Below are 25,781 nucleotides of genomic sequence, written 5' to 3'. Positions count from 1 at the left end.
CACCTTTTTTTCATATTGCCCAGAATGGCGATATGAAAACCCAAATACCCACCCCAAAAAAACGTGTCGCCATTTTGAGTGCCGCGATTTCAGACAGTACCGATGGCTGGTATCAACTCCTGCCCGCCGGGCATTTCAGCGCCCGGGATGGTCGCCCGGACGATGTACCTGGCGGGCAGTGGTTTATCGATACCAACATTGCTGAACAATTTATTGCGGCTACCGCGTCTATTGGTCAGCCCGTGCTGTTTGACTACAACCATGTGACATTAAAACAAGATGACGATGCTGCGGCGTGCAAAGACGCGATTGCGGCGGCGTGGCTAAAAAATCCCGCAACAGATATGCAGTGGCGCGAAGGTTTGGGGCTGTTTGTTCGCCTGTCGTTAACGCCGGCGGCTCAAGCCGCCATCGATAACAGCGAATGGGCTTATCTGTCCGCCGTATTTCCTTATAACGAGCTGGGCCATCCCCTTTATTTGAGGATGGGCGCACTCACCAATGACCCCGGTTTAACCGGTATGCGGCCTCTGGCTGTGCTGGCGGCGCAAACTCTTTCGGACTTTTTACCCCCATCAAAACAGGACATTGTTATGAATGATCTTATTCTCCAGTTGCTAGAGCAGCTGGGTATTGAATTGCCCGACGATACCGCCGAACTCAGCGAAGAGGCACTCAGTGATTTGCTGAATCAGGCGCTGTCAGCGATTGAAGCATTGAAAGCCTCGGCGCAAGCCGCTGTTGATACACAAGAGGTGATTGAGAGTACGGCAGACCCGGACAGTGTGACCAGTGGCGTAACCGATATCGTTGATGATGCCGCCGCCGATATCACCGAAGCAGAGCAGATCCTTGAAGATGCGGCATTAAGCGGGGTCGACTTAACTCAATTTGTTCCCACTCGCGCATATCAGATTCTGGCCCGCCGTGCCGCGGTGTTAAGTGCCCGATCGGGCGCGCAAAGTGCGGAATCGATTATCACCAGTGCTCGCCGTCAAGGGCGGGTTGTCGCGGCAGAGGTGCCTTATTTGCGTGCATTAGCGAGACAGCACGGCATTGCCGAGTTAAAAGCGGCGATAGCGGGCCGGAAAGGCATTACGGCACTCACCAGCCGCCAAACCCTGAGGAAACAACCGTCGCGTATGGCCGTCCTTTCTGCCTTTGAAAAAGAAGCGGCCCGTCTTCAAGGGTTATCTGAGGCCGAATTCCTGAAACGCAAACAAAAAGGAGCCAAATAATGGCGATTGTGACCCCCGCGCTGATTAAAGCGTTATTTACCGGCTGGAACGGCGATTTTCAAAACGGGCTTGACCAGGCTCCCAGTCAGTATGAGCACATTGCTACCGTGGTGCCCAGCACAACAAAATCGAATACTTACGGCTGGCTGGGGCAGTTTCCGGGCATGCGTGAATGGATTGGTGACCGCGTTATCAAAGATATGCAATCACACGGTTATCAAATCATTAACCGGCCATTCGAAAGCACGGTGGGCGTTGATCGGGATGATATTGAAGACGATAACGTCGGCATTTACTCGCCGCTGTTTACTGAAATGGGACGTGCCGCCGGTGTGCAGCCAGACGAGTTGGTATTCGGCGCGCTGTCAAACGGCTTCGCCAATCTGTGTTACGACAAACAGAACTTCTTTGATGCTGACCATCCGGTCTACCCCGATGCAGACGGTAAGGGCGAGGCTAAATCAGTCAGTAACATCCTGACAGACGACGGCTATAAAGGGTTGCCGTGGTTTGTACTTGATAATTCCAGGGCCATTAAACCCATTATTTTCCAGCAGCGTAAAGCGCCGGAAATGGTCGCGATGGATAAAGTCGATGATGAACAGAACTTTATGCGCAAGCTCATTCGCTACGGCGTCGATACCCGCTGTGAAGCCGGCTATTCATTCTGGCAACTGGCTTACGCGGCCAAAGCGCCATTGACTGCGGATAACGTCTGGTCGGTAATTTCCGCGATGCGACAGTTTAAAGCCGATGGGGGGCGTCCGCTGGCAATCCGGCCTACGCATTTGGTTGTGCCGCCGGCAATGGAAAAAGAGGCCACGCAGCTATTAGAGCGTGAGCTGACGATTGATGCTAAGGGCGGCACTGTCAGCAATGAGATGAAAGGCCGCCTTGAGCTGATTGTCGCGGATTACCTCTAATCCCCTGTTAAACGGGGTGTTAACCCCGTTTAAACCTTGTTTAAAGGACGTGAAATGTTATGTCAGAAAAAATTTCAATGGCTGAAAACGCCGAAACAATGGGTGTTTGCGTGGTTAATACCGCCCATGATGGCTATCGCCGTGCCGGGTTTGTGCTTGTTCGGGGAGAAAACACGTTGTCGACCGTTGATGTTGACCAGCGCCAGGCGCTGGAAGCTGATCCCCGTCTGTCTGTCACGGTTATTACGACAGATACCGATAATGACGAACCGGGGCGGCTGGCTCATCAAGATAACTTATCTCCGTTAACCGGGCCTGAGCAGCCCGGCCGTGATGAGCGGCTATTGAATGCGGTGATGTGTGCTGAACAGGAAGCGGACCCGTTGGTCTTTTTCACCAAAAGCGGTACGCCTCGTATTGAGAAATGGCGTGAAATCGTCGGTGACGATATCACCGTTGATGAAATCACGGCAGCACTGGCGCGGGTAAATAAATGAGTTACGCCACACTGGCTGATATGTACGCGCGTTACAGTCGTGACGGTCTTAACACCCTGACGGATGCCAAGATTGATAACTGGGCGGCATTAATCGATGACGAACTGACTCTTGCGCGTCAGCGACTGATACAAACAGCGCTGGATGATGCTTGCGCGACGATTGACGGCTATATCGACAGTCGCGCGACCTTGCCGCTGAAAACGGTGCCGTCTGTTCTGGTCAGGGTGGCCTGTGTGCTGGCGCGGTTTTCGCTCGAAGACGGCGCGGCAACGGAAAAAGCCACGAAAGACAGTGAAGATGCGATCCGTTTGCTGGAAAAAGTCGCCGCCGGGGATGTCAGTCTTGGCCTCAGTAAAGAGGCTGAACGCCCGGAGGGCGGTGATATTGCGCAAATCACCAGCGCCGGCAGTGTCTGGCAGCGCGAGAAGTCGCGGGGATTTATCTGATGAAAACACCGGCCTCGATCACCAGTGATATTTCAGATGCATTGCTGGCGGGCATTCAACAACTATTTGGTAAGACACTGCGCAAAGTGGATACCCACCCCGGCCAGTGGAGCGACAGCGCCGTTAAGCTGATTATCAATACCGCGCCGGCGGTTTACGTCGCCTGGTTAGGCAGTCGCCAGGGCGAGATACGTCACACCGCGATCAGCACCTGGGGCATTTTTGTCAGCGCATCCGTGTTAAACGGTAAACAAACCCAGGTGCCGGGTATTTATCAGATTGTTGAGCGGCTCACCGCCTGGCTGAACAACCGCCGGATTGCCCCGGCGGGTAACTTCACGCTGACTCAGGTTGGCAACCTGTGGAGCGATACGCAAAGTCAGGCAGGCGTGGCGGTGTATGGGCTGTATTTTGATGCGCCGCAGCCATTGCCGGATCCTGTCGCGATTGATGATTTGGATGATTATGCCACTCATTATCAGCAATGGGAGCAGCCAGCGGGGACGCCTGAACAGGAAGCCCTGATCCATTTACCTACTCAGGATAAATTAACACCATGACTGAATTGCATATTAAACCCACACCGGGGTGGGTTGTTCGTGACCCTGAAACCTATCAACCCTTAGCGGAAAAAGGGGAAAAAAAGCCCCGTAACGCTTACTGGCTGCGTCGGTTGAAAGACGGTGACGTGATTGAAATATCCGCTACAGTACCAACGAAAAAAGGAGCGCAATAAATGGCTCTCTCATTTAATGAAATCCCGTCCAATATTCGGGTACCACTGTGCTACATCGAATTTGATAACAGTGCTGCCGTCACCGGTACGCCGCAGATGTTGCATAAGACGCTACTCTTAGGATTGCGCATGAAAACCGGACGGGTACCCGCCGGGCAACCTTTTCGGGTCACTTCTGCCAGTGCGGCTGAAACCGCGTTCGGACGTGGCTCAATGCTGGCTGAAATGGCTGCGTCATTTATCAAAGGCAACGCGTTTGCTGAACTGTGGGCGCTCGCCCTTGACGATACTGACGATGGCGTCAGGGCTGAGGGGAAAATTCAGCTTATCGGCAAGGTGGCCCAAACCGGGCAAATTGCGTTGATGATAGCCGGCGTTCCTGTCCGTGTGACGGTCAAAGCCGGGGATGATGCGGTCACAATGGCCGGTAAAATCCGCGAGACGATCAGTGCACAGGAAAAACTGCCGGTCACAGCAAGCGCGGAAGCCCTGGCTGACACCGTGATATTGAAAGCCAAATGGGGTGGTGAAACCGGCAATGATATTGATGTCCGGGTCAACTACTACGACGGGGAAATGCTCCCGGCGGGCATCAATTTAGCGATCACCCCGATGGGTGGGGCTACGGGCAACCCCGATTTAGCAACCGCCATTACGGCGCTCGGTGATACCTGGTGGAACTATATTGTTAACCCCTTCACCGATGCACAGAATCTCGATTTACTGCGTGATGAATTGAAAACCCGTTGGGGACCGCTGCGGATGATTGACGGCATCTGCTGGATGGCGTACCGCGGCACATTGGCTAAAACCTCAACGTTCGGGACGTTACGCAATGATTATCTGTTTTCCACGCTGGCAACCGGGATTGCGCCACAGCCGACCTATATCTGGGCGGCCACCCTGGCGGGCGTGGCGGTGGGTTCACTGAGTATTGACCCGGCCAGGCCCCTCCAGACGCTGCAACTGCCTGGTATTTTGCCGCCTGCTGCCAGCGACCGCTGGGCATTGAATGAGCGTAACTTGCTGCTCTATGACGGGATATCAACATGCAATGTGGCGGCGGGTAATGTCGTGCAGATTGAGCGCATGATAACCATGTATCGTGAAAACAGCTTCGGCGACCCCGACCCCAGTTATCTGGATGTCGAGACTATCGCGACTCTCTCGTATCTGCGTTACTCAACACGGGTGCGTATCACGCAAAAATACCCGCGTCATAAGCTGGCCAATGACGGTACGCCGTTCAGCGCCGGACAGGCGATAGTCACGCCGTCCGTCATCAGAACGGAGTTGTTGGCACTGTTTACCGAACATGAATTTGCCGGACTGGTGGAAGATTTTGACGCGTTTAAAGCAACATTGATTGTGGAGCGCGACAGCAGTGATCGCAATCGCATTAACGTACGCAGCAATCCGAACCTGGTTAATCAGTTCCGTATTTATGCGCACGCTATCCAGTTTATTTTGTAATAAGGAAAAATGATGGCAAGCCCCTATCAGTACACCGGTATCGCGTATATCCGGCTTAACGGCAAAGAAATTCAGACCAAGGATGGTGCGCAACTGACGCCCGGCGGCGTAACCCGTGACCCGGTTATCGGTGCCCGGGTTTATGGCTGGCAGCAGACACCGAAAGAAGCCCGGCTGAGCTGTGTTATTCCGCAAGGTCCCGGCGTCAGTCTGTTTGTGATTAAAAATATGGTGGACGCGACTATCGAATTTGAATGCGACACCGGCGAACGTTTTATGCTCGCTAATGCCTGGTGTGACGGCAATGTGTCGCTCACCAGTAAAGGTGAGATATCTGCGGAATTTATCGGTATTGAATGTAAGGAAATTTAACCATGTTTCAGTTAAAGCACGGTCTGCAATACGGTCATGATGATGAAGCCGAAAAGCAGTTTGATGTCGAGCTACGTCAGTTGACGGCAGGCGATTTGATTGATGCCGAAACCGCCAGTGAGCGGGTCGTGATGACGGAAAAAGGCCCGATGCTGCTCTCCAGCCCGGCGCTAATGGGCTATGAGCTGTTACGCCGCACTATCGCGCGTGTTGGCAACATCAACGGCCCGATACCGATGGCCCTGTTAAAAACCCTGCATCAGGATGATTTGGAGTTAATCGCCAGCCAGGCCGGTTTACAGCGTCATGTCGCGATGGAAACGATGAGGCAAGTCGCCGACGAGGGGCGATAGTTTGCAGTGCGTTCGGGCTATCGAGCGCACTGCCTTATCAGTCGGTATCCGGCTGAAAGGTGGGCCAGCCTGGGCGCTGGCCTTACCCTTGCCGAAACTATGGCTGTATTCACACTGGCTGGAGAAACGCTAAATGACCACGGAAAATCGCGCTGAATTTATTGTTGACCTGGTCGGCAATGTGACGCAAAAGGCCCGGCAGTTTGGGGCCAGTATCCGCCGGTTCGGCACGGAAGGCAGTCGCTCAATGCGGCTGTTCTCCAGTGCGGTGACGGGGGCGAACGGTATTCTGGATAAATTTGATAACCGCATGGTGGGATTTGTGACCGGCGGCGGGCTGGCAATGGCGGGCAAACAAGTTGCCGACCATCAGCAGACTATCACCGAACTGGGCACAACCTATAATCTGACGGCGGACCAGGTGATGAAACTGGATGCCGCGGTAACCAAAGTCGCCGCGCATCGTAAGCTCAGTACCTCGGATTTAACGACCGGTGCAGAAGCCTTTTTGGGAAAAACGAATGATTTTGAGGCGACCTTAGCGCAACTGGACAATATCGCGCTCAGTATCAACGGGATTAAGATGGATGCTAGTGAAGCTGGTGATGTTCTGGGTAAGCTTTGGACAACTGGTAAAAGTTATAAAGCTCCAGAAGCAATGCGCCGCTGGCTAGATACAGTAGTATCCACTTCGAAGGAGGGAACTGGAAATATTAAAGAGCAGCTTGTAGCAATTGCTGCGCAAGCGAAAAATACAAAATGGCAGTCGCCAACAGCTCAAGGGCAATTGTTGGCGATGATGCGAATAGCCAGTGCTGAATTTAATGACCCTTCACAAGCGGACAGTGCCTTGCAAGATTTTTTTGGGGTTATTACCGACAAAGATAAATTAAAGACACTGTGGCAAAAGGGGAGAATAAAATCCACTGATAAAAGTAAGCAACTAAAACAACCTGCGGATTTAATGTTTGAAATCGGCACGGCGGCCAAAAATAAAGAAAACAATTTAAAAGATGTTTTCGACGGCGATACCTTGAAACTGGCCATGGTTTTTGCTGATCCCCAAAAACGGGATTTGGTAAAAAAAATTGCTCACCCGAATAATATCGAAGAGGGATTGCTGGAGAAGAAAGCCACCCAAAATGTTCAGACGTTTAATGGTGCATTAACGTCCCTGGCGAATACCGGCGAGCGATTTGCGCAGTTAAAGCTGGCTAAGCCGGTTCAAGACCTGGCCGATGCCATTCATTCGCTTACCCCAGAAGAGCTAGACAAATATGCCGCTGCGGTTGAAAAAGCTGCGTATGCGATCGGGGCCGCGGTGGCAGCGCGTTATGCGTGGCGCGGTTATAAAAAGTTATCCGATATGGTCAAAGGACCCGGGGGCACAAATCCCACTTCTAATAATGACAAACTGGGGGCGAGTGATTCGGATGTCGTGCCGGTTTATGTCACGAACTGGCAAGACCAGAATAATAATCATGCAACTGGTTCTGATGATATTTTTAAATCAAAAAAAGGCAGACTCCGCGGAGCGGCAATTGCATCAACCATTGCGCTGCCCGGGTTGTCATCTGAAGAAGTAAATAAAAATCTTAATAAGTATTTCGAACAGATGCGTGAAGAATACCCCCATGCCTACGACGCAAGCGGTAAAGAACGTGGCTCCTCAATATTCCCGGTCGACCTTAAGAACTGGTATTACAAACATAACGATCAGATAGTGAAAGAAGGGATCACACCCTCCCCTTATTTAACCGGAAATTGGGAACAGAAGTCTCCTCCGTCGCTGGCAGAACCTGCGAACCCACAACCCCAACCGCAGCAAAATCAGCAAAAACCGCCGGAGGGCAAGATTACAATTCAGGTCGAAACGACCGGGGATATCAAAGCGAAAACCAAATCAGTCAAGGCTGAGAATGTCGATTTGCGCGTGAACACCGGCTACAGCTATGCGAGAAGTTACTGATGATGTCCGATTTTGAGGACGTGTTAACCCTGTTTAATGATACCTCCTGGCGCTCAAAAGTGGGGACGGGTAAAGGGACATTTCGCGGTGCCCCATTCTATATTATTGATGATGCGACATTGACTGGCGGCCGTCGTGTGGTTCGTCATGAATACCCGTTGCGGGATGATGGCGAAACCGAAGACATGGGGTTGACCACCCGCGAGTATTCATTTACGGCAGTGGTGTTTGGTGATAACTATTTTAGCCAGCGTGATGCGCTGATAACGGCACTTGAAGCTCCCGAACCCGGCGAAATCGATCACCCCTACTGGGGCAAGCAGCGAATTCAAATCGAAACCTACACCGTGCGGGAATCCTGCTATACCGGTGGGGTTGCGATGTTCTCTGTCACTTTTGTGCCGGCAGCAGATAAAACCGCCCCGGTTGAAGCGCACAAGCCGGAACTGAACAGCGACAGCCTGACAAACCGCGTTCTGTCCGATGTCACAGCGGCATGGGAAACAGTAACCGGCGCAATAGCTAAAGTCACCGATACGCTGAATACCGTTGAAGCGACGGTTAACACCCTGGTTAATGGTATTCGCAGCTTACCGGCCACTTCCGGGATGAACCAGTTATTGGGTTCCGCGCTGGCGCTGAAAGGCTCTTTAAAGAATCTGATTAACGCCCCACATCAGCTCTTTGATGATATCGCTAATTTGGTCAGCGGCATGGCGGAAGTTGCCCCGCCTGCCGTTGCCAGCCGGGCATTACGTAAAACCGGCAGCAGTATTCAGGTGCAATCAAAATCGAATGTGCCGGCAGTGGCGCATTTACAGCATGTTGTTAATACCACTACCACTGTTTTTATTGCGGCTCAACTTGCCGGGTTAGTGTTAAATGCGGCGACAGAAGCCGCGAAAACCAAACCGCCTGCGCCTTCATTAACCCTGGCCGGAACGTCTTACACCGTTTTTTCTTCGTCAGCCGTTGATGTTCTGTCATCCGAATTTGGGGCTGAAATCCCGGTAACTTCCATTCCGCTCATTGAAACGCTGGATGATACCCAAAAAGCCAGCGCACAGCTTGATGATGAGTTGATGCAATTACTGATAGCGACCGGGGATCTGGGTTGGTTCGAGACCTCAAATCAGCTCCGGGATTTTCGCATTACCTTTGTGCAACAAATGCAGGCCACGGCGGGGGCATTACCAACTGCCAGGCATATTGCGTTAGCGGGGACAGAGCCGGCATTAGTCACGCTTTATCGCGAAACCGGCGAGGTGCATCAACTTGCCCGTTTTATCCGCCGCAACGGTATCCGACACCCGGCGTTCGTCACCGGCGGCGTAGACATTGAGGTGATTAATGGCTAATACCATCGAATTAATTTTGGGTAATAAAATCTATTCCGGCTGGAAAACGCTGGATGTGACTCGCAGCCTTGAAGATATGGCCGGGCAATTCTCGTTAGGTGTCACCGTTAAAGGCGGTGATTCACCACTGGTACTGGTGCCGGGGCAATCTTGTCAGCTCGAAATTAACGGTCAGCGGGTAATTACCGGTTATGTGGATACGGTGGAAACCAGTATTGATGATGAGCGGACTATCACAGTGTCAGGCCGGGATAAAACCGGTGATTTAGTTGATTGCGCGGCCATTCATGGCAGGGGCCAGTGGCGTAATGTCACACTGGAAACTATTGCCAAAGACTTATGCGAGCCATTTGGTGTTGTCATTCGTTGGGAAGTCAAAACGGTGTCGGCAGCAACCGTGTTCAAGCAATGGCAGATTGAACCCGGCGAAACCGTGTTTGATAACTTGTCACGCGCTGCCCGGCATCGCGGGGTACTGGTAACCAGTAATGCGCTGGGTGAACTGGTTTTTACCACTGCCGGCACGGAAAAAGCCGGTGTTTTGGTACTGGGGCCGGCAGACAGCCAGGGCGTGAAGATTCAAACGATTGACACTTATCTGTCGTGGATTGACAGGTTCAGTCTGTACCAAGTTAAGGGCAGTAATGCTGCCGGCGGTTTATGGGGTGAAACTCAGACTCCGGCGCAATCTACCGCGATTAATATTGATGTGCGTGATGCTGAAATCACCCGCTATCGCCCGACAATTATTCTTGCTGACGATAACCTGACCACCGCAAAAGGCAATGCGCGTGGCTCGTGGGAACAGAAGCGTGCACTGGCGCATGGTATGACTGCAACAGTTGGCGTCACCGGCTGGTTCAAACCAAATGGTCAGCTCTGGCAGCCTAACGAACTGGTGACGCTAAAGGCCCAGCAAGCCGGATTGAATGAGAAAACACTGCTGATTGTCTCGGTGAATTATACGCTTGATAACGATGCGGGCACGGTAACAAAGCTCGAACTGATGCCGCGTGACGGCTTTAACGAACCCGCCCAGCCTGAGCCTAAAACCAATGACGGGGTATGGAAATGATTAATCAGCTTAATAAGCTCACCGCCAGCATTCAACGCCGGGTCCGGCTGCTGATTTCGCGGGGCGTGGTTAATATTGTCAATGACTCGCTGAAGCAGCAAAACTTGCAAGTTTCGTTGCTGGCTGATGAAGCTGCTGACGATGTAGAACGATTTCAAAACTATGGTCACAGTAGCGTTCCGCCCGTCGGCAGTGAAGCGATTGTATTGTCGGTGAGCGGCGTTCGCCAGCACTTAGTTGCGATTGCCGTCGATAATAAAAACAGTCGCATGGGTAAGCTAAAGGCGGGCGACAGTGCGCTTTATCACCTGGAAGGGCATCATGTCTTACTGACTGAAAATGGTGTTGTTCGTATTCAGTGCAAGCGTCTGGAAGTCGTTGCGGATGAAATTGTGTTTGATGCTCCCCAAACCCGCTTTACCGGCAATGTTGATATAAAAGGTGTCAGTACGGCGGACAATCATATGTCAGGTTCAACCAGCGGTAAAGACCATATTCACACTGAGCATGACGGATACAGCACGAGCAAACCGAGATGAATGACATTGCGCTTCAATGGCAAACCAACAACGCAGATATTGCTATCAAGCATGCGGATATTGTGCTGGATAACTCATTAGCGACTGCGGTCATTATTTCATTGTTTACTGACCGCCGGGCGCTGGATTCTGACGAACTCCCTTCGGGAGCCGGTACTGATAAACGCGGTTGGTGGGGAGACTCATTTAATACTCGACCAATTGGCAGCAGATTGTGGCTGTTATCACGAGAAAAACAGTTGTCATCGGTTTTGCATCGTGCCAAAGCCTATGCAGAAGAAGCGCTGACATGGCTGATGGAAGATAACCATGCAAAGCAAATCACTGTTGCTGCAACAGCACCCGAACGCGGGGTTTTATTGCTGACAGTGAATATTACCCTATTCAACGGCAGTGTGTTGCCTCTGTCGTTTAAAGCTCATTTAAGTGTGATTTAAATGCCGTATAAAGCCCCATCTCTTAGCGCGTTACTGGCTCGTACTCAGTCAGATATTGAGAGTCGTTTACCCGGCACATTTGCCCGTTCTGCATTTAGCACGACAGGGGCAATTGCTTTTGCTAACGCAGGTAACGCCGCTGGATTGCATGACCATCTCGCCTGGACTAGCCGGCAAGTTGTCCCACATCTTTCAGACGATGACAAACTCTTGGAACATTGTGAATTCTGGGGGGTATGGCGTAAACCCGCCACCCAGGCAACAGGGAATATTACAGTGACTGTGCTAAATGAAACTGTGATACCCAAAGGTACGCGCTTTCAACGCCCTGACGGGGTTGTTTTTGAGTCCATTGATGATGTTTATGCGGCACTGGGTGAAAACCGGGTTTCTGTTATTGCCACCGAATCCGGTAGGCGGGGAAATACAGCAGCCGGGGTTGAATTTGAATTGGTTTCGCCCGTGGTGGGTGTAAAAACTCAAGCCATGACTCATTACATCGGCGGTGGTGCAGAACTGGAATCGATTGATTCACTGCGTTCTCGTTTGTTGTTCAGAGTGCAATACCCGCCATCCGGGGGCAATAAATATGACTATGAACGCTGGGCAAAGGAATGTGCCGGGGTAACCCGTGCATGGTGTATTCCGCGCTATCGGGGCTATGGCTCGGTAGGCGTTTTATTCGTCATGGACGAAGAAACCAATATATTTCCACGACCAGGCGATCTGGCGCGTGTGAAAGAATACCTGACTGGGCATATCAATCCGGTGACCAATCAGGCAGAGGGTAAGACTACCGGGGCAGAACTGATTGTTGAAAGTCCTGTTGCTAAAGTCATTAATTTTCGCATTCGTTTATCGCCGAATACCGAAGCAGTTCGCCATGCAGTAAAAGCCAGTCTGAAAAGTTATCTTGAGAATTTGCCGCATGGCGGACTGGCTTTACTGTCAGAAATGCGGGCAGCAATTTCTAATGCCCCTGGCGAAATTGATAATACTGTAATTTCGCCCGTTGCTGACATCTATGCCGCAGAGAATGAAATTTTCGTGCTGGGAGATATCGAATGGCAATGACCGCAAAAGACTATCAAAAATCCGGTCTTGATTTATTGCCAGTCGGCAAAGCCTGGGTAAGAGATCCCGATAGTGATCTGGGTAAATTAATGCTGGCCTCCGGCGAAGAATTTGCCCGCATCGACGTAATTAATGACACTATTTTAAATGAAATTTATGCCGACCGGGCTTTTATGCTGCTTGAAGATTGGGAAGACTTTACTGGGCTTCCCGATTGCAGTATTGACGATGAGTCAACGATTGACAGTCGCCGGCAGGCAGTAAAAGCAAAGTTAATCATGTCAGGTAGTCTCTGCAATCGATTTTATGAACACTTAGCAGCAGAACGGGGCTATCGCATCAAAATTGAAGAACATTATCCGCATCACTGCTTGCGGGGGTGCAACTATCCCATTTACCCGGAAAAGAATTGGTTTCGTGTTTTTGTTCATGTCTTTGAAAGAACCTCGCGCTTTTCAACTGTGCTTGATAATTGTAAGCAACGCTTGCGTGTTGCTGATGCGGCAGACCTTGAGTGTTTATTAGAACGCTATGCCCCCGCCGAAACTGAATTTGTATTTATTTATCATGAGGATTAACGATGTTTGGACTTGATAACCCATCGGGCGTTAGCGTGATGCCGCCCATCACACCAGCGAGTAACCCTAATCCCCTCTGGTTTACGGAGGGTGGCGCTGGCCTAAGCGTCAGCTACCCCGGCCAGGAATGGTTTAACATTGTGCAAGCTGAATTGCTGTCTGTATTGCAAGCCGCAAACGTTAGGCCCGACAAGAGCAAATTAGATCAACTTGCTGTAGCTATCAAAAGTATTGTCGCTGAAAAGAGCATTGGACTGACGGATAAACTGGGTAATAGCAGTGTATTAGCCGCATCACAAAAGCTGGTTAGTGAAGTTAATGACAATGCTAATAGTAAGCTGGCAAAAAATCAAAACGGTGCCGACATTCCTAACAAAAGTGAGTTTGTGAAAAACCTCGGGTTGGTGGAAACGGTGGAGAGGGCGAATAATGCGGTACCGAGTAGCCGTAAAATTAACGGTAAGGCGTTGACCGGGGATGTTAGTCTGAATGCCGGGGATGTGGGGGCTTATTCAAAATCAGAGTCTGATAATAAATTCGCGCGGGGTAATGTTGAAGTTGTTAATACAATGAGCGCATATCCGAGAATCAATTTTTTCCCGCAACAGGGAAAAAAATCTCGTGGGTACTTTGCTATTGAAGCAAGCCTCAATGACGATAATTATCAATCTATTTATGTCTATCATAGAAATTCCGCGGATGAAAATATTTATGTTGTTAATTTTCCGCAGAAATCGGGTACATTAGCAACACTTGATGATATCAACGCTCCTGCCGGCATTCCATTGCCGTACCCCCACCGCTATACACCTGCCGGTTACTTAACATGCAACGGTCAGACATTCGATAAATCTGTATATCCGCAACTAGCATTAGCTTATCCTGACGGTAAAGTGCCCGATTTAAGAGGCGAATTTATTCGAGGATGGGATGATAGTAGAGGTGTCGATCCAGGTAGGGTGTGTGGGTCGTGGCAAAGTGATGCAATCAGAAATATTACAGGAAGTGTTGAAACAGATAGAGCGCAGATAAGCAATGCAACCGGCGCATTCGGCGGGCCTGCTACAGCAGCAGGCGCAAACATCAACGGGACGACACTGCAAATCGGGCGAGACTTTACATTTGACGCATCTCGTGTCGTCCCAACCGCTAATGAAAACAGACCCCGCAACGTCGCATTTAACTACATAGTGAGAGCAATATAATGACAGAACAGAAATACTCTTTAGAACATGAAACGGCAATTTTGGGTAAAGATGGTTTAGCGACTCAAGCCGGCTGGATAAAGGTTTATCACTCGAATCAAATCACACGAGAATTCATCAACTCTGATATTGAGTATGTGATGCTCGGTGTCAGTTTATCGGCCGGTGCTTATCCCGATGCGCCTGAGTTACCGAAGTCTGATGACCAGGCTGTTTGCCGCAGCATAGACGGTAAATGTTGGGAAATACTCCCCGATTATCGCGGAAAAATCGCTTACGACACGCTGACTCGTGACCCGATTGAGATAACAGAAATTGGGGAATTGCCGAATACGTTGACCTTCAAGAAACCTCCCACTGATTTTGACAAATGGGATGGCAAAGAGTGGGTAGTTGATAAAGACTTACTCAAAGCTCATCAAATCAACGAAGCAAAACAGAAGCAAGCAACACTGTTACAGCAAGCAAATTACACAATCTCATTGCTGCAAGATTCTGTCGACTTAGAGATGGCTACAGATGAAACAAGAGCATCTTTATTGGAGTGGAGAAAATACCGAGTATTACTGACTCATACAGATTTGAATCAAGCGCCCAACGTTCAGTGGCCGGAAGTGCCGAAGTGAGACGTGTAATTTGGGACCGTGGCAAGAAAAAGTTGCGGGTTGAAAATCATTAGATTATTTCATTAATGAGCGGTAAATAAGGTTGTAGCGAGCCGCGTAAATTGAAAAAGCGCGTCATTTAAATTGATAAAATTTCTGCGCCGCGCTTTTTATCAAAACATGTGGTTTATTTAGCCCCTTTTATAGTCAATAATTGACTGCATTTCACTCGTTTCTTTCTACATTCCTACAAACACTCATTTCGAACGTTAATTGATCTAAAAAAGCCGTCTGAGCGACCTATACAAATGGAAGCACTGTAAGTTAGCGTGAGGTTTTCCGCACACTCACACATAGAGCTAATTTTGATAAATACAATTTATTCTATGTGCGGCGACGGAATTTACATGTCAAAGATCGGTTATATCCGGGTGTCAACAAATGACCAAAACAGCGATTTACAAAAAAATGCTTTGATGAATATAAATTGCGAACAAATCTTTGAGGATAAATTAAGTGGAAAAACAACTAACAGACCCGGTTTAAAGCGGGCTTTAAGACAACTTAAAAAAGGAGATACTTTAGTTGTTTGGAAGCTAGATAGACTGGGACGTAGTGTAAAACATCTGGTCGATTTGGTCTCTAATTTAAACGAGAGAGGTATTCATTTTCAGAGTCTGACTGACAGTATTGATACCAGTACAGCTATGGGGAGATTTTTCTTTCACGTCATGAGTGCGCTGGCAGAAATGGAACGGGAATTGATAGTTGAAAGGACAATCGCTGGATTAATAGCTGCTCGTGCGCAAGGGAGGATTGGAGGCAGACCGGTAGCATTGTCAGTTGCTGAACAACAACAAGCTGCTAGATTGCTGGTAAAAGGTCACACACGTAAACAGCTATCGCTGATTTACGATGTTTCACTCTCTACTATTTATAAATATTTACCAATAGAGAAAACCAGACAAGAACAGCTAAAATAAATCACATATTTTGATAAAAAGCGCGGCGCAGAAATTTTATCAATTTAAATGACGCGCTTTTTCAATTTACGTGGCTCGCTACACCCAACCTAGATTGTTGTTAAAAAAATGTCTGGGGTATCTGTCAATATTGCTTGTTATTGTCAGCATAGCGTTGCTGGCATTCGTGGTACGGCAGCAACATCATCAGTTAGTGGAATTTCAGGTATTGATGCGAAATGGATCATTCCAGCATTTGTCTGATGAGGTGCAAAATTTGCACGAACGGTTTGATAAAGCGGATACCGGCTTTGTCTCCCGTCAGGACTGGCAAATGCAAAATGACCGGTTTCATCAGATATTGATAGCGCAACAGGACTCCATCAACGATCAACAGAAACAGCTCGCACAGTCAGTGACTGATTTAAGCCGTGCGCATCAGGATCTTACCGAAACAGTGAATGTATTGAAAAATATCGGGGAACAGCAGGAAATGCGCGTTGACGCATTAATCGCGTGGAAATCTCAGCAGGAAAAGTATTCTGGTAGACAAGCTGGCACACCTGACCGGGAGGTTCTTCGAACGAAGAAACGGATAGTGGCTCCTTTCATGCTTTCTGGTATTGAACGTCGGGGAGAACAAGTTTATGCCGTTATTATTCCACAAGACACAAATCCTCATTCCCAAATATCTCAAATGCGCTTACTGACTCCGGGTGAAAGCGCATTTGAGTGGACGTTGGTCAGTATCTCCGATCATCAGGCTTTGTTCCAGGTACAAGGGTATCGTCAAATCCTGTCAGTCAATGGAGGGTAATGATGAGAAAAGATTTTTTCAGCCAGAGGAAGGGGTTGGTGCTGATTGGTGTTGTTATGTCTCTGTCAGCTTCGGCGGCACAGGTTGCTATTTCTGAACAGACAGAGACGGGAATGAAAGCGACTCAGCAACAGGTCATGCAGGCTGAAAACCACCGTATTCAGGCGCAAATGTGGGGACTGACGGAAGCAGAGTTTCAGCGTTATCAGCAATTGATGCAGGGGCAACGGGGCATTCAGTCTCCCGGGCTCGATCCGTTGAGTGCATTGGGCATTGAGGCCGAAACAGTACAAGCGCGTCAACGTTATGCAGAATTGTGGGTTAAACAGGAATATGTCCGTACTGAAAAAGAGTTGGCGTTCCAGCGGGCGGTGGATGCGGCCTGGAAGCGTCTGGCGCCGAATATTTTGCCGGTTAATTTAGGCAAGGGGGACGGAATCGCACCGGGTAATCTGGGGCGGCTGGCGTTATTTGTGAAAGAGGATTGCGCGGCTTGTGATACCCGTCTGGCTGCTGTCTTGTCCGCTGACTGTGAGGTGGATATTTACCTGGTAGATAGCGAAGGCAACGATGATGTTTTACGTACCTGGGCAGGTAAACATCATATTTCATCAGAAAAAGTCCGTAGCCGAAAAATCACGCTTAATCATGACAAAGGGCGCTGGCGACAATTTGGTCAGGGGAAAATGCCGGTCGTACTACAACATGAGAATGACGGATGGCGTGTGGTGGCATTTTGAGTCTCGCTGTGGCGGGAAGTCTCTTTTGGATGACAGAAGGTATGGCCGCGGCGGTAAAACAGGTCGTTCCGCCTGGGTACCAGCAGATTGCGCGGGTTCATGGCGTACCCGCTGAAATGCTTTATGCGTTGGCACTGGCTGAATCGGCAAAACGTTTGCCACAGGAGAAACATGAACGCCCCTGGCCGTGGACGCTCAATGTGGCTGGAAAAAGTTATCGTTATGCAACCCGACAAGCGGTCTGGCAGGCGTTGCAGGGATTTATGCGTAGCGTACCCCTCAAACGTATTGATGTGGGGATTACTCAAGTGAATTTAGGCTGGAACGGCCATTATTTTCGTTCTTATTGGGATGCCTTGGACCCCTATACTAATCTTCATGTGGCAGCCCGTATTCTGAAAACCTGTTATCAATCCAATCCGGGTAGTTGGTTGAATGCGGCAGGCTGTTATCACCATCCCGCTGGCGGTCAGCCCGCGAGTAAGTATCGGAAAATCGTCGCACGTAAACTGAGTACGCTAAAGACCCGATATCCTGTTTTGTCTACCAATATTGCTGTAGCTAATACGACACAGACCTGGATTGAACCGAAGGAAAAATAAAGAAGATGTTAATCCATAACTTAATCCGTTATCGCTGCCGTTTATTTTTAATGATGATATTGACGCCCTGCTCTCAGGCTGCACTGACTATTGTGGCTGATTTAGGTGGACAATCTACAGCAGTGTATTTTGATGCCATTAACGCTCAGGACAATGAACTGACGACTTCTTCAAATACGGAGGCGGCCCCGCCAGATTTAACCGAAGGGGGCATGTTACCGGTGGAAACGCCGGAATTGTCTCCCGGATCTGTTGACGCTCGTCCGTTGCAATTGCCGGGAATGGGAGCGTTGTTCATGATTGGGGATGATGCCTTGTCAAAACAGTGGTTGAAGAAAAATTTGGTTGGCCTTCGGAAAAAGCAGGCGGTGGGGTTGCTGGTCAGTGTGCGGGATAAAGCACAATTGGATGAACTGCGTCAGCTTGCAGAGGGATTGGTATTAGCCCCCGCTTCCGGTAGTGATTTGGCCCGGCGGTTGAACTTGCGGCATTACCCAGTGTTGATAACCGATACTGGCTTAACCCAGCAGGTGCGTTGATGTGGCCCCGTCATCCTATATTATCCGAACTGATGTTGCCACACAGTTTCCCGGTGCTTTTGTTGGGATTGTTGTTGGCAATTGCGGTGTTATGGCGGGCTAGATGAGCGATCGTTATGTGATTGAAGCACGGTTACGTCCGGCTGTTGAGTTGAATACCGCTGTTGTTTCGGCGGTTGCCGCCGGTGTCTGTATCGCAGTGCCGTGGGCGGTGGCATTGTCACCATCGGTCAGTTATGTCATGGCGGCAGGTTTTGGCGTGTTATCAGGTTTCCGATTCCGGCAGGGGTTACATATACTGAACTACCGGCGCAATATCCGACGATTGCCCCGTTATGTGATGGCCAGCCACCAGGTGCCCGTCAGCCATCAGAGATTGTTTCTGGGGAAAGGGTTTCTTTGGCAACAAAAACATACGCAACGATTTCTGGATACTCTGCGCCCGGAAGTCGAACGTTATGTTCAACCTTCCCGGTATTATCAATTAGCGAGGGCATTTGAGCAGCGGTTTGAGTACCCATTGCCCTCTTTATGTCGTCTGACGCAACGTGATTCTCCGTGGAACCCGGTGAGGCCACTGCCGCCAGTAGGAGGCAATCCAGCATTGCATGGCATTGAACCGGATGAAGTCAATGTGTCAATGGATTTGCGTGAGCGGGTTGGCCACATGTTGGTCCTCGGTACAACCCGTGTTGGTAAGACCCGGCTGGCAGAGTTACTCATCACGCAGGATATCCGGCGGGGTAATATCACGATTGTGTTTGATCCGAAAGGGGATGCAGACCTGCTCAAACGCATGTGGGCGGAAGCGCATCGTGTCGGGCGGGAAGATGAGTTCCATGTGTTTCATCTGGGCTGGCCGGATATTAGTGCCCGTTACAATGCTGTTGGCCGTTTTGGGCGGGTTTCAGAAGTCGCTTCTCGTATAGCAGGACAATTGAGTGGGGCGGGTAACAGTGCCGCTTTTCGTGAGTTTGCCTGGCGTTTTGTCAATATCGTTACTCGTGCTTTGGTGGCACTGGGGCAGCGACCGGATTACACCCTGATATTACGTTATGTCACCAATATTGGGGAACTGTATGAAACTTATGCTGAAAAAATTATCAGGCAATGCCAGCCTGTGTTATGGGAGCAGGTAGAGAAAAGTCTGGGTCTGCTGACGGAAGACGATTTGCCACGCAATATGCAGGGGCAGGCGAATGCAGTGAAAATCTGGGCGATTGAAATGGCATTAAGCTCAGAAGTGGGGAAAAAACTCTATGATCCGATACTGGACGGGTTGCGCAGTGCGGTTCGCTATGATCGCACCTATTTTGACAAAATTGTGGCGTCCCTGTTGCCATTACTGGAAAAACTGACCACGGGGAAAATAGCCGCACTGTTGGCACCAGATTACACGGATATGAATGATCCGCGTCCCATCTTTGACTGGCAACAAGTGATACGTAAGAAAGGTATCGTCTATGTGGGGCTGGACGCTTTATCGGATGCAGAAGTGGCTTCGGCAGTAGGCAATTCCATGTTCGCAGACTTGGTTTCCGTTGCTGGCCATATCTACAAATTTGGTCTGGATGACGGTTTGCCAGAAAGTAAAACGAGAAAACTCCCCATTAGCTTACATTGTGATGAATTCAATGAGCTGATGGGCGATGAATTTATCCCGCTGATTAACAAGGGTGGTGGTGCCGGGATAGAGGTAACCGCTTACACCCAGACTTTGTCTGATATTGAAGCACGTATTGGCAGCAGTGCTAAAGCGGCGCAGGTAACAGGAAATTTTAATACTCTGGTTATGCTGCGGGTCAGGGAAAATAACACCGCCGAGCTGCTAACCCGCCAGTTGCCAGAGGTGGAAGTGTACACTAAAACTTTGGTCTCCGGGATTACCGATATTTCCAGTCCAGAGCAAGGCGGTCATTTTACCTCTAACACTCAGGATCGGGTTAGCACGATCAGAACGCCGTTAATTACGCCTGCCGAAGTGATTAACTTGCCGAAAGGTCAGGCATTTGCTCTGCTTGAAGGGGGGCGGTTATGGAAGATCCGCATGCCGTTGCCAGCAGCCGATGATGATGACCTGATGCCGATAAGTCTGCAAAAAATCGCTGATGATATGCGTAAACATTACCGTACCAGTGAATCCTGGTGGTCAGCGGGATCAATGCCAAGTGACAGTCAGATTGATTTCAATGTGATGTTAAATCCAGCGTTGCTGACGCCTGATGGGGAAGCTGACGATGACGCAACAGAACACTAAATCGCAGCAGATGCCAGCGAAAAAATCAGGTCCGTTAAAAACGGTCCTGTGGGATATGCCATGGATGCTTATTGGCTTCCTGCTGGTATCGTTGTTTTTTAGTCTGGTGATTGAATACCTTGGGATAGCCTTTTTCTGGACGGAACAGGGAGAGAGACACAGCCAGCAAGTGATGATCACGGAAAGCGGTTGGTTGTCTAAAGAATTTACCCGCAGCTTACTGTTATCAGAGCCCGCTACTACGCTCAGTATCGGGTTAAAATGGAGTTATCAGTGGGTGTTTGTAGACAGTGGTGCACTGGACTGGATTAACCAACAGCATACAGTACAAGCTCGGAGCCACTATGAGATGGTGAGAGAGTTGAGCGATTGGAGTGTATTACTGGCGGAAAGTTTGCGGAAGTACTTGCTGGCAACGGTATATGTGACCGTAACCTTTATTATCCGGCTCACTATTCTGGTGTTGTCTTTGCCATTGTTTGTGATGGTTATAGGCGTTGCTGTCGTTGAAGGACTAAACCGACGTGACCTGCGGCGTTATGGTGCCGCTTATGAGTCGAGTTTTGTTTATCATCATGCCAAACGGTTTGTTAAACCGGCGTTTTGTGTACCCTGTCTGTTATATCTCTCCTGGCCATCGGCTGTGTATCCCAATTTATTATTGTTACCCGCAGCTCTCCTATTAGGGGTCGCTATTACCGTGATGATGAGTACTTTTAAGAAATATCTTTGAGATAAAAGCAGTATGATGTGGATTGGTTGGTAAAACGTCTCAAGTACCTCTTTAATAATAGTAAGAATGATTTTATGCCGCTGAGAGAGATGGCCTCCAATATGAGGCCAACGGTTATAACATTTCCTTAGCAGTATATTGGTTACTCCTCATAATGACACGGAAGATGGATACAGTAACCAAATTGAGGGGAAATCCCTTTTATTCCCTGGGAGTGTTTTTATCATTATGACTGAGTTCTGCTTCCAATTCCTCAATGCTTGGCAAGCTGGATTTTAAGTCCTCTGGCAATGTACGGGTTAACTCATAATCCGAAACGCCAATTGGTTTTTGAATACCGCGCAAGGCATATTCGGCCAGTATCCGGTCTTTGGTCTGGCACAAAATCAAACCTATGGTGGGCTGATCAGTGGAATGTCGTAGCTTTTCATCGACCACCGAACAATAGAAATTCATCTTACCGGCATGTTCAGGCTTGAATTCTCCTCGTTTCAGCTCGATCACAACGAAAGCCCTCAAAGTCAGATGATAAAAAAGTAGGTCAATGTAATAATCTTGTTCGCTTACGGTAATACGATATTGCCGCCCCACAAAAGCAAATCCCTCGCCGAGTTCAAGTAGGAATTTTTCAAGGTGTTTGAGCAGCTCCGTTTCCAGCTCACGTTCTTTGAAGGGTTCCGATAGGGTGAGGAAATCGAAAACATAGGGATCCTTCAGGGTCTGCTGTACCAGCTCCGATTGAGATACGGGTAACCGGTTCTTGAAGTTGCTGACAACCGAGCCTTGCCGGGCATAGGCATTGCTTTTGATCATATGAAGCAGGGAGTCTCGGCTCCATCCCTGTATCAGAGTCTGTTCTGCATACCAGAATCGCTCGGTTTGATCTTTTATCCTCTCGATCAGCAGAATGTTGTGACCCCACGGCAATTGTGCCACAGGCTGTGGCACAATTGTCGATACGGGCTTTCCGGAACCTTGTTGCTCCATTCGTGGCGAGGCGTACTCCCGGTAGAAACGTAGCATGCGCTTCAGGTTCCTTTCTGAGAAGCCTTTGACCTCTGGCAATTCATTAACAATATCCCGTGCCAGCTTCGGGATGATCCCTGCTCCCCACCCTTGTTGCTCCTGACGTTCATGGAGCATGTGACCGATGTCCCAGTACATCTGGATCAGTTCAGCATTGACGGACTGCGCGGCTCTGAACTGACCACCACGGATCCGTTCCTTTACATCGGCGAGTAACGAGGTGTAAATCTGTAGTTCTGATGTCATGATTATCTTGTTTCTTTCAGTATTTTGTAGACGGTGAAGCGGTTAATATCCAGTTGCCTGGCAATCTCAGAAGTCCCAAAACCTTCATCTTTCATTACCAAAACCTGTTGTCGGTTTATGGACGGAACCTGACGCCCTTGGCTTCGATTCGCCCTTCGTTAGTTTGTTCCAGTCTCCGTTGCCGTTCGGTCTGAGCCACGGTTGACCGGATAGTGCTCCTGTCGTCCAAGAACCAGACGGTTACATCCATCTCAGGCAGGTAATAGTTGTGTTCAGTGGTGATATTAGAAAATATCAATTATCAACCCGCTTATTTTAAGTGATCCAGGATGTTTATAGCTCTGTTTCAACCTTAAATTCAAGTACCCAAAATTTTCAAAATCAGATAAACAATTATTCACTGTAATCGTTACTCTTTTTCGTCACTCTGTTGATGTATATATCTACGCAGATTTAGGGTAATGCTATGGTTTATTTCCGTTTATTTTCCCATAGTCTTTTTGTCCTGACGATACTAATGAGTTGGCCTGTGCTGGCTGGGGAAAAAGATGAGCTGGCCACCACACTCAGACAGCTTGACCAGGTGCAGGCCAGTTTGGAACGTGCCCGGGTTTTGGCCATTCAGGAGGGTCAGGCAGACCGTTTTTATTTTGATTATCTACGTGCTAACCGGGACCTCAATATTGTCCGTGAAGGCATTAACCGCTATCTGACCCCTTCCCGTGCCCAGCCCGGGATTTCTGCGGCTGCGCTGGATGTGACCGGTCAGTATCGTCAGGAGCGAATACGGTGAACGAGGTTCAACGCAATGCATTCAGGGCGGCTTCCGGCAATCTCGATCCTCATGTGATGCAATTTCTCTGTATCGGTTTACTGATAGCGGTGCTATTTCTCTGGGCCGCATGGGGAATGGTAGACGTCTGGCAGGGCTGGGCCAATGAAAAGGTCCGTGAAGCGGCGATGAACCGTTTTGTCATTCGTGTGGCGTTGTTGCTGGTGATGGCTATCTGGATGTTTGCCAGCTAATCGTTTTTTTAACCTGTAATGGAAAAAAGGGAAAATGAAATGGGTCTGTTAAACCGGGGATGTCAGTCACTGTTCCGCCTGTTTGTCCGTATCAATACCTGTGTAGTGTCACTCAGTGTGCTGGCTTATCTGGTTTGTCAACCCGTGACAGCGGCATTGCCAACGGTTGAACCGCCTTCCAGCGGGAGTGGCGGCGGCATTTTTAATACCGTCAAAGGTTACTTGCAGGACGGCATCGTGATAGGCGGGCTGGTCGTTGCCGCGATCGCGTTTATCAATGTGGCGACCGCGGCAATCCATACGTTTTCTGAAGTTCGCAGTGACAGAGCTTCCTGGACTAAATTTGGCGCGATTGTGGTGGTTGGCGTGGTGCTGTTAGTGGCGGTTATCTGGTTGCTGGGCAAATCGACTGCCATTCTCTTTTAACCCCAGGGAAGCGTCAGTATGGTTCAGACTATTCGTTTTTTACCTGACCGTCTTAACGCCGAACCTGTCGTGTTCCGGGGATTTACTACCCCAGAGCTGGGCTGGACGGCATTAACGGGACTGATAGCTGGCACGGTCATTGGCTTGTTACTGGCACCGGTAACGGATTGGGTGATGATACCGACGGTGGCCCTGATTGCGCCGTTATTATTGATTGCCTTTGGCGGCAAATACCTGGCCCGGATGAAACGCGGTAAACCGGCGCATTATCTCTATCGACGGCTGGAGGTTAAAAAGCGGGGCTGGGGTCTGGGTGACCCGTCACTGATTATCACATCACAACGCTGGTCGTTGCGCCGCCGTCACCGGGTAATGACCCGAATGGGGCGGTTATGAGCCGTTTTCGTCATGCAATTCAAGATCGGGACCAGCATATCCTGACGTTACGCGCTGCCTGTGGTGTGCTGGTTTTGTTGTTGTTACTGAGTCTGAGTGGCTGGCTGATGGCGCCGAGAGCGTTAACCATTTATACGCCGCCGGATGTCCGCAGTGGCAGTACCCGCCCGTGGTGGCAAGTGCCTGTCTCCCAGGTCTATGCCTTTGGCTTTTATATTTTTCAGCAACTGAATGCCTGGCCGAAAGACGGGGAAGTCGATTATCCAGCGAAAATAGCGGCGCTTTCTCCTTATCTGACCCCCTCCTGTCAGGTATTTCTGGAACAAGATGCTCAAAACCGGTCGCAAGTGGGTGAGCTAAAAGATCGCGTGCGGGTGGTGTATGAAATTCCGGAACGGGGCTTTCGTGAGTAAACGTCCGGTCATCTCACCTTGTTCTTCCTCTCCGGCCCCTGCACGCTACTGCTTCCTTATCTTCACCTGGAGACTGACATCATGAGCCGTAGCCGATATACCCCGGAACAAAAACAGCAACATGTGACCCAATGGCGCCACAGTGACCTGACCCGAAAACAGTATTGCGAACAGCATCAGCTGAGTTTTTCCTCTTTCCGTGACTGGATTGCCGACAGTCACAAAATGCGCCAACCTCTCAGCCAGACACTGCCCGCCCTCTTGCCGGTTTCACTCCAGCCTGACGACGCGCCCACCGTCACCCTGCATACCCCAGACGGCTATGCCATCGCCTGTTCCTTGACGCTGTTGCCTGACGTGATGCGGGTACTGGCCCGATGCTGAAACCGCAACAGCTCTTTCTGGTGCGAGAGCCCGTCGACATGCGCCGGGGCATCGATGCCCTGACCCAGCACCTGGAGGGACTAAATTTACGCTGGCAGGACGAAGCCGCTTTTGTCTTCTGCAACAAGGCCCGCTCCCGTCTCAAGGTGTTGCGCTGGGACCGACACGGCGTCTGGCTGTGTACCCGCCGTCTGCGCCGGGCCCATTTTGTCTGGCCGAAGCAGGGCGAGCGCAGCTGGGTGATGACGCCCGCCCAGTTTGACTGGCTCATCCGCGGCATCCACTGGCAACAAGTCGAGGGAGATGACCTGTCCGGCTGGCGAAGCTAATTCC

At 49.8% G+C, this 25,781-nt stretch carries 35 protein-coding genes and 1 pseudogene; 33 read left to right on the top strand and 3 right to left on the bottom strand.

Annotation, left to right across the window (positions count from 1 at the left end):
• Window positions 1-32: 32 nt before the first annotated feature.
• The 26 genes from EAE92_RS21295 (at window position 33) to EAE92_RS21175 (ending at window position 21,531) form a co-directional block, all read left to right on the top strand.
• A complete protein-coding gene (locus tag EAE92_RS21295) occupies window positions 33-1,238 on the top strand; it encodes a phage protease (protein ID WP_214069511.1) in 1,206 nt (401 codons plus the stop codon).
• A complete protein-coding gene (locus tag EAE92_RS21290; RefSeq protein WP_214069510.1) occupies window positions 1,238-2,161 on the top strand; it encodes a Mu-like prophage major head subunit gpT family protein in 924 nt (307 codons plus the stop codon). The genes EAE92_RS21295 and EAE92_RS21290 overlap by 1 nt, the downstream gene beginning before the upstream one ends.
• A 59-nt stretch (window positions 2,162-2,220) precedes the next feature.
• Window positions 2,221-2,658 (top strand): HI1506-related protein, encoded by a 438-nt coding sequence (locus EAE92_RS21285; RefSeq protein WP_214069509.1) that lies wholly within the window; start codon window positions 2,221-2,223, stop codon window positions 2,656-2,658.
• Window positions 2,655-3,107, top strand: coding sequence for a gp436 family protein (locus EAE92_RS21280; protein ID WP_214069508.1), 453 nt, complete (start codon window positions 2,655-2,657; stop codon window positions 3,105-3,107). The genes EAE92_RS21285 and EAE92_RS21280 overlap by 4 nt, the downstream gene beginning before the upstream one ends.
• Window positions 3,107-3,667, top strand: coding sequence for a DUF1834 family protein (locus EAE92_RS21275; RefSeq protein ID WP_214069507.1), 561 nt, complete (start codon window positions 3,107-3,109; stop codon window positions 3,665-3,667). Before EAE92_RS21280 ends, EAE92_RS21275 begins: the two co-directional genes overlap by 1 nt.
• Window positions 3,664-3,843 carry a DUF2635 domain-containing protein gene (locus EAE92_RS21270; RefSeq protein ID WP_065824580.1) on the top strand — a complete coding sequence of 60 codons (180 nt, stop codon included), beginning with the start codon at window positions 3,664-3,666 and terminating at the stop codon, window positions 3,841-3,843. The genes EAE92_RS21275 and EAE92_RS21270 overlap by 4 nt, the downstream gene beginning before the upstream one ends.
• Window positions 3,844-5,316 carry a phage tail sheath subtilisin-like domain-containing protein gene (locus tag EAE92_RS21265; protein ID WP_214069506.1) on the top strand — a complete coding sequence of 491 codons (1,473 nt, stop codon included), beginning with the start codon at window positions 3,844-3,846 and terminating at the stop codon, window positions 5,314-5,316. It abuts the gene before it with no gap.
• Window positions 5,317-5,328: 12 nt separating this feature from the next.
• On the top strand, window positions 5,329-5,688 hold the full coding sequence (locus EAE92_RS21260) for a phage tail tube protein (RefSeq protein ID WP_036782269.1): 360 nt from the start codon (window positions 5,329-5,331) through the stop codon (window positions 5,686-5,688).
• Window positions 5,689-5,690: 2 nt separating this feature from the next.
• A complete protein-coding gene (locus EAE92_RS21255) occupies window positions 5,691-6,041 on the top strand; it encodes a phage tail assembly protein (protein WP_036769162.1) in 351 nt (116 codons plus the stop codon).
• A 1-nt stretch (window position 6,042) separates the two neighbouring features.
• Entirely contained in the window at window positions 6,043-6,174 is a 132-nt protein-coding gene (locus tag EAE92_RS25060) for a hypothetical protein (RefSeq protein ID WP_281422806.1), read from the top strand.
• Window positions 6,175-8,010: a hypothetical protein gene (locus EAE92_RS21250; protein ID WP_214069505.1), complete on the top strand. Its 1,836-nt coding sequence runs from the start codon at window positions 6,175-6,177 to the stop codon at window positions 8,008-8,010.
• Complete coding sequence (locus tag EAE92_RS21245; RefSeq protein WP_246545336.1) at window positions 8,010-9,368, top strand: DNA circularization protein; 1,359 nt, start codon at window positions 8,010-8,012, stop codon at window positions 9,366-9,368. Before EAE92_RS21250 ends, EAE92_RS21245 begins: the two co-directional genes overlap by 1 nt.
• The gene (locus EAE92_RS21240; RefSeq protein WP_214069504.1) at window positions 9,361-10,443 is read left to right on the top strand and encodes a phage baseplate assembly protein; all 1,083 of its coding nucleotides are present in this window, start codon (window positions 9,361-9,363) and stop codon (window positions 10,441-10,443) included. Before EAE92_RS21245 ends, EAE92_RS21240 begins: the two co-directional genes overlap by 8 nt.
• A complete protein-coding gene (locus EAE92_RS21235; RefSeq protein ID WP_214069503.1) occupies window positions 10,440-10,982 on the top strand; it encodes a phage baseplate assembly protein V in 543 nt (180 codons plus the stop codon). The genes EAE92_RS21240 and EAE92_RS21235 overlap by 4 nt, the downstream gene beginning before the upstream one ends.
• Complete coding sequence (locus tag EAE92_RS21230) at window positions 10,979-11,419, top strand: phage GP46 family protein (RefSeq protein WP_214069502.1); 441 nt, start codon at window positions 10,979-10,981, stop codon at window positions 11,417-11,419. The genes EAE92_RS21235 and EAE92_RS21230 overlap by 4 nt, the downstream gene beginning before the upstream one ends.
• Complete coding sequence (locus EAE92_RS21225) at window positions 11,420-12,493, top strand: baseplate J/gp47 family protein (protein WP_214069501.1); 1,074 nt, start codon at window positions 11,420-11,422, stop codon at window positions 12,491-12,493. It begins immediately after the preceding gene.
• Entirely contained in the window at window positions 12,484-13,071 is a 588-nt protein-coding gene (locus tag EAE92_RS21220) for a YmfQ family protein (RefSeq protein ID WP_214069500.1), read from the top strand. Before EAE92_RS21225 ends, EAE92_RS21220 begins: the two co-directional genes overlap by 10 nt.
• Window positions 13,072-13,073: 2 nt before the next feature.
• Window positions 13,074-14,276: a phage tail protein gene (locus tag EAE92_RS21215; RefSeq protein WP_214069499.1), complete on the top strand. Its 1,203-nt coding sequence runs from the start codon at window positions 13,074-13,076 to the stop codon at window positions 14,274-14,276.
• Window positions 14,276-14,902 carry a tail fiber assembly protein gene (locus EAE92_RS21210; RefSeq protein ID WP_214069498.1) on the top strand — a complete coding sequence of 209 codons (627 nt, stop codon included), beginning with the start codon at window positions 14,276-14,278 and terminating at the stop codon, window positions 14,900-14,902. Before EAE92_RS21215 ends, EAE92_RS21210 begins: the two co-directional genes overlap by 1 nt.
• 386 nt (window positions 14,903-15,288) lie before the next feature.
• The gene (locus EAE92_RS21205) at window positions 15,289-15,864 is read left to right on the top strand and encodes a recombinase family protein (protein ID WP_214069497.1); all 576 of its coding nucleotides are present in this window, start codon (window positions 15,289-15,291) and stop codon (window positions 15,862-15,864) included.
• Window positions 15,865-15,994: 130 nt separating this feature from the next.
• Window positions 15,995-16,660, top strand: a complete 666-nt coding sequence (locus EAE92_RS21200) for a hypothetical protein (RefSeq protein WP_214069496.1) — start codon at window positions 15,995-15,997, stop codon at window positions 16,658-16,660.
• Window positions 16,661-16,662: 2 nt separating this feature from the next.
• Window positions 16,663-17,400 (top strand): TIGR03759 family integrating conjugative element protein, encoded by a 738-nt coding sequence (locus EAE92_RS21195; RefSeq protein WP_214069523.1) that lies wholly within the window; start codon window positions 16,663-16,665, stop codon window positions 17,398-17,400.
• Window positions 17,401-17,429: 29 nt separating this feature from the next.
• Window positions 17,430-18,002 carry a transglycosylase SLT domain-containing protein gene (locus EAE92_RS21190; protein WP_214069522.1) on the top strand — a complete coding sequence of 191 codons (573 nt, stop codon included), beginning with the start codon at window positions 17,430-17,432 and terminating at the stop codon, window positions 18,000-18,002.
• 5 nt (window positions 18,003-18,007) lie between these two features.
• Window positions 18,008-18,541 carry an integrating conjugative element protein gene (locus EAE92_RS21185; protein ID WP_246545335.1) on the top strand — a complete coding sequence of 178 codons (534 nt, stop codon included), beginning with the start codon at window positions 18,008-18,010 and terminating at the stop codon, window positions 18,539-18,541.
• 103 nt (window positions 18,542-18,644) lie between these two features.
• Window positions 18,645-20,798 carry a type IV conjugative transfer system coupling protein TraD gene (traD, locus tag EAE92_RS21180; protein WP_214069495.1) on the top strand — a complete coding sequence of 718 codons (2,154 nt, stop codon included), beginning with the start codon at window positions 18,645-18,647 and terminating at the stop codon, window positions 20,796-20,798.
• The gene (locus EAE92_RS21175; protein WP_416383774.1) at window positions 20,773-21,531 is read left to right on the top strand and encodes a TIGR03747 family integrating conjugative element membrane protein; all 759 of its coding nucleotides are present in this window, start codon (window positions 20,773-20,775) and stop codon (window positions 21,529-21,531) included. The genes traD and EAE92_RS21175 overlap by 26 nt, the downstream gene beginning before the upstream one ends.
• A gap of 201 nt (window positions 21,532-21,732) precedes the next feature.
• Here the strand turns inward: EAE92_RS21175 and EAE92_RS21170 are convergent, their stop codons facing one another.
• Genes EAE92_RS21170 through EAE92_RS21160 form a run of 3 tightly spaced genes read right to left on the bottom strand, consistent with a single transcriptional unit; the run spans window position 21,733 to window position 23,101 of the window.
• On the bottom strand, window positions 21,733-22,803 hold the full coding sequence (locus EAE92_RS21170) for a PDDEXK nuclease domain-containing protein (protein WP_214069493.1): 1,071 nt from the start codon (window positions 22,801-22,803) through the stop codon (window positions 21,733-21,735).
• Window positions 22,804-22,805: 2 nt separating this feature from the next.
• Window positions 22,806-22,922 (bottom strand): helix-turn-helix domain-containing protein, encoded by a 117-nt coding sequence (locus EAE92_RS25485; protein ID WP_369293955.1) that lies wholly within the window; start codon window positions 22,920-22,922, stop codon window positions 22,806-22,808.
• Window positions 22,919-23,101: a hypothetical protein gene (locus EAE92_RS21160; protein ID WP_214069492.1), complete on the bottom strand. Its 183-nt coding sequence runs from the start codon at window positions 23,099-23,101 to the stop codon at window positions 22,919-22,921. Before EAE92_RS21160 ends, EAE92_RS25485 begins: the two co-directional genes overlap by 4 nt.
• 168 nt (window positions 23,102-23,269) lie before the next feature.
• Between EAE92_RS21160 and EAE92_RS21155 the strand changes: the two genes are divergently transcribed.
• From EAE92_RS21155 to tnpB, 7 genes and pseudogenes are all read left to right on the top strand, one after another.
• Window positions 23,270-23,596 carry an integrative conjugative element protein, RAQPRD family gene (locus tag EAE92_RS21155; RefSeq protein ID WP_246545334.1) on the top strand — a complete coding sequence of 109 codons (327 nt, stop codon included), beginning with the start codon at window positions 23,270-23,272 and terminating at the stop codon, window positions 23,594-23,596.
• Entirely contained in the window at window positions 23,593-23,829 is a 237-nt protein-coding gene (locus EAE92_RS21150; RefSeq protein WP_011145430.1) for a TIGR03758 family integrating conjugative element protein, read from the top strand. Before EAE92_RS21155 ends, EAE92_RS21150 begins: the two co-directional genes overlap by 4 nt.
• Before the next feature lie 39 nt (window positions 23,830-23,868).
• Complete coding sequence (locus tag EAE92_RS21145) at window positions 23,869-24,255, top strand: TIGR03745 family integrating conjugative element membrane protein (RefSeq protein ID WP_246545333.1); 387 nt, start codon at window positions 23,869-23,871, stop codon at window positions 24,253-24,255.
• An 18-nt stretch (window positions 24,256-24,273) separates the two neighbouring features.
• Window positions 24,274-24,651: a TIGR03750 family conjugal transfer protein gene (locus tag EAE92_RS21140; protein ID WP_214069491.1), complete on the top strand. Its 378-nt coding sequence runs from the start codon at window positions 24,274-24,276 to the stop codon at window positions 24,649-24,651.
• Window positions 24,648-25,055: pseudogene (locus EAE92_RS21135) on the top strand (PFL_4703 family integrating conjugative element protein); the annotation flags it as partial. The gene EAE92_RS21140 and the pseudogene EAE92_RS21135, both read left to right, overlap by 4 nt.
• A 90-nt stretch (window positions 25,056-25,145) precedes the next feature.
• Window positions 25,146-25,448, top strand: a complete 303-nt coding sequence (tnpA, locus tag EAE92_RS21130; RefSeq protein ID WP_246545332.1) for an IS66 family insertion sequence element accessory protein TnpA — start codon at window positions 25,146-25,148, stop codon at window positions 25,446-25,448.
• Window positions 25,442-25,777, top strand: a complete 336-nt coding sequence (gene tnpB / locus EAE92_RS21125) for an IS66 family insertion sequence element accessory protein TnpB (protein WP_214069488.1) — start codon at window positions 25,442-25,444, stop codon at window positions 25,775-25,777. The genes tnpA and tnpB overlap by 7 nt, the downstream gene beginning before the upstream one ends.
• Window positions 25,778-25,781 lie beyond the last annotated feature (4 nt).

The sequence above is a fragment of the Photorhabdus hainanensis genome (assembly GCF_018448965.1).
GTDB lineage: Bacteria > Pseudomonadota > Gammaproteobacteria > Enterobacterales > Enterobacteriaceae > Photorhabdus > Photorhabdus akhurstii.
The sequence above is the reverse complement of the archived record's forward strand: the minus strand, read 5'-3'. Positions and strand labels throughout refer to the sequence as shown.

Bases quoted from the DNA above. Each gene is read 5' to 3' on its own strand.
- EAE92_RS21145 (WP_246545333.1), top strand. From the start codon at position 23,869: ATGGGTCTGTTAAACCGGGGATGTCAGTCACTGTTCCGCCTGTTTGTC.
- EAE92_RS21220 (WP_214069500.1), top strand. From the start codon at position 12,484: ATGGCAATGACCGCAAAAGACTATCAAAAATCCGGTCTTGATTTATTG.
- EAE92_RS21210 (WP_214069498.1), top strand. From the start codon at position 14,276: ATGACAGAACAGAAATACTCTTTAGAACATGAAACGGCAATTTTGGGT.
- EAE92_RS21280 (WP_214069508.1), top strand. From the start codon at position 2,655: ATGAGTTACGCCACACTGGCTGATATGTACGCGCGTTACAGTCGTGAC.
- EAE92_RS21275 (WP_214069507.1), top strand. From the start codon at position 3,107: ATGAAAACACCGGCCTCGATCACCAGTGATATTTCAGATGCATTGCTG.
- EAE92_RS21245 (WP_246545336.1), top strand. From the start codon at position 8,010: ATGATGTCCGATTTTGAGGACGTGTTAACCCTGTTTAATGATACCTCC.
- EAE92_RS21190 (WP_214069522.1), top strand. From the start codon at position 17,430: ATGACAGAAGGTATGGCCGCGGCGGTAAAACAGGTCGTTCCGCCTGGG.
- EAE92_RS21265 (WP_214069506.1), top strand. From the start codon at position 3,844: ATGGCTCTCTCATTTAATGAAATCCCGTCCAATATTCGGGTACCACTG.
- EAE92_RS21195 (WP_214069523.1), top strand. From the start codon at position 16,663: ATGAGAAAAGATTTTTTCAGCCAGAGGAAGGGGTTGGTGCTGATTGGT.
- EAE92_RS21205 (WP_214069497.1), top strand. From the start codon at position 15,289: ATGTCAAAGATCGGTTATATCCGGGTGTCAACAAATGACCAAAACAGC.
- EAE92_RS21215 (WP_214069499.1), top strand. From the start codon at position 13,074: ATGTTTGGACTTGATAACCCATCGGGCGTTAGCGTGATGCCGCCCATC.
- tnpA (WP_246545332.1), top strand. From the start codon at position 25,146: ATGAGCCGTAGCCGATATACCCCGGAACAAAAACAGCAACATGTGACC.
- EAE92_RS21250 (WP_214069505.1), top strand. From the start codon at position 6,175: ATGACCACGGAAAATCGCGCTGAATTTATTGTTGACCTGGTCGGCAAT.
- EAE92_RS21270 (WP_065824580.1), top strand. From the start codon at position 3,664: ATGACTGAATTGCATATTAAACCCACACCGGGGTGGGTTGTTCGTGAC.
- EAE92_RS21225 (WP_214069501.1), top strand. From the start codon at position 11,420: ATGCCGTATAAAGCCCCATCTCTTAGCGCGTTACTGGCTCGTACTCAG.
- EAE92_RS21295 (WP_214069511.1), top strand. From the start codon at position 33: ATGAAAACCCAAATACCCACCCCAAAAAAACGTGTCGCCATTTTGAGT.
- EAE92_RS21185 (WP_246545335.1), top strand. From the start codon at position 18,008: ATGTTAATCCATAACTTAATCCGTTATCGCTGCCGTTTATTTTTAATG.
- EAE92_RS21285 (WP_214069509.1), top strand. From the start codon at position 2,221: ATGTCAGAAAAAATTTCAATGGCTGAAAACGCCGAAACAATGGGTGTT.
- EAE92_RS21170 (WP_214069493.1), bottom strand. From the start codon at position 22,803: ATGACATCAGAACTACAGATTTACACCTCGTTACTCGCCGATGTAAAG.
- EAE92_RS21140 (WP_214069491.1), top strand. From the start codon at position 24,274: ATGGTTCAGACTATTCGTTTTTTACCTGACCGTCTTAACGCCGAACCT.
- EAE92_RS21230 (WP_214069502.1), top strand. From the start codon at position 10,979: ATGAATGACATTGCGCTTCAATGGCAAACCAACAACGCAGATATTGCT.
- traD (WP_214069495.1), top strand. From the start codon at position 18,645: ATGAGCGATCGTTATGTGATTGAAGCACGGTTACGTCCGGCTGTTGAG.
- EAE92_RS21155 (WP_246545334.1), top strand. From the start codon at position 23,270: ATGGTTTATTTCCGTTTATTTTCCCATAGTCTTTTTGTCCTGACGATA.
- EAE92_RS21240 (WP_214069504.1), top strand. From the start codon at position 9,361: ATGGCTAATACCATCGAATTAATTTTGGGTAATAAAATCTATTCCGGC.
- EAE92_RS21260 (WP_036782269.1), top strand. From the start codon at position 5,329: ATGGCAAGCCCCTATCAGTACACCGGTATCGCGTATATCCGGCTTAAC.
- EAE92_RS21235 (WP_214069503.1), top strand. From the start codon at position 10,440: ATGATTAATCAGCTTAATAAGCTCACCGCCAGCATTCAACGCCGGGTC.
- EAE92_RS21255 (WP_036769162.1), top strand. From the start codon at position 5,691: ATGTTTCAGTTAAAGCACGGTCTGCAATACGGTCATGATGATGAAGCC.
- tnpB (WP_214069488.1), top strand. From the start codon at position 25,442: ATGCTGAAACCGCAACAGCTCTTTCTGGTGCGAGAGCCCGTCGACATG.
- EAE92_RS21290 (WP_214069510.1), top strand. From the start codon at position 1,238: ATGGCGATTGTGACCCCCGCGCTGATTAAAGCGTTATTTACCGGCTGG.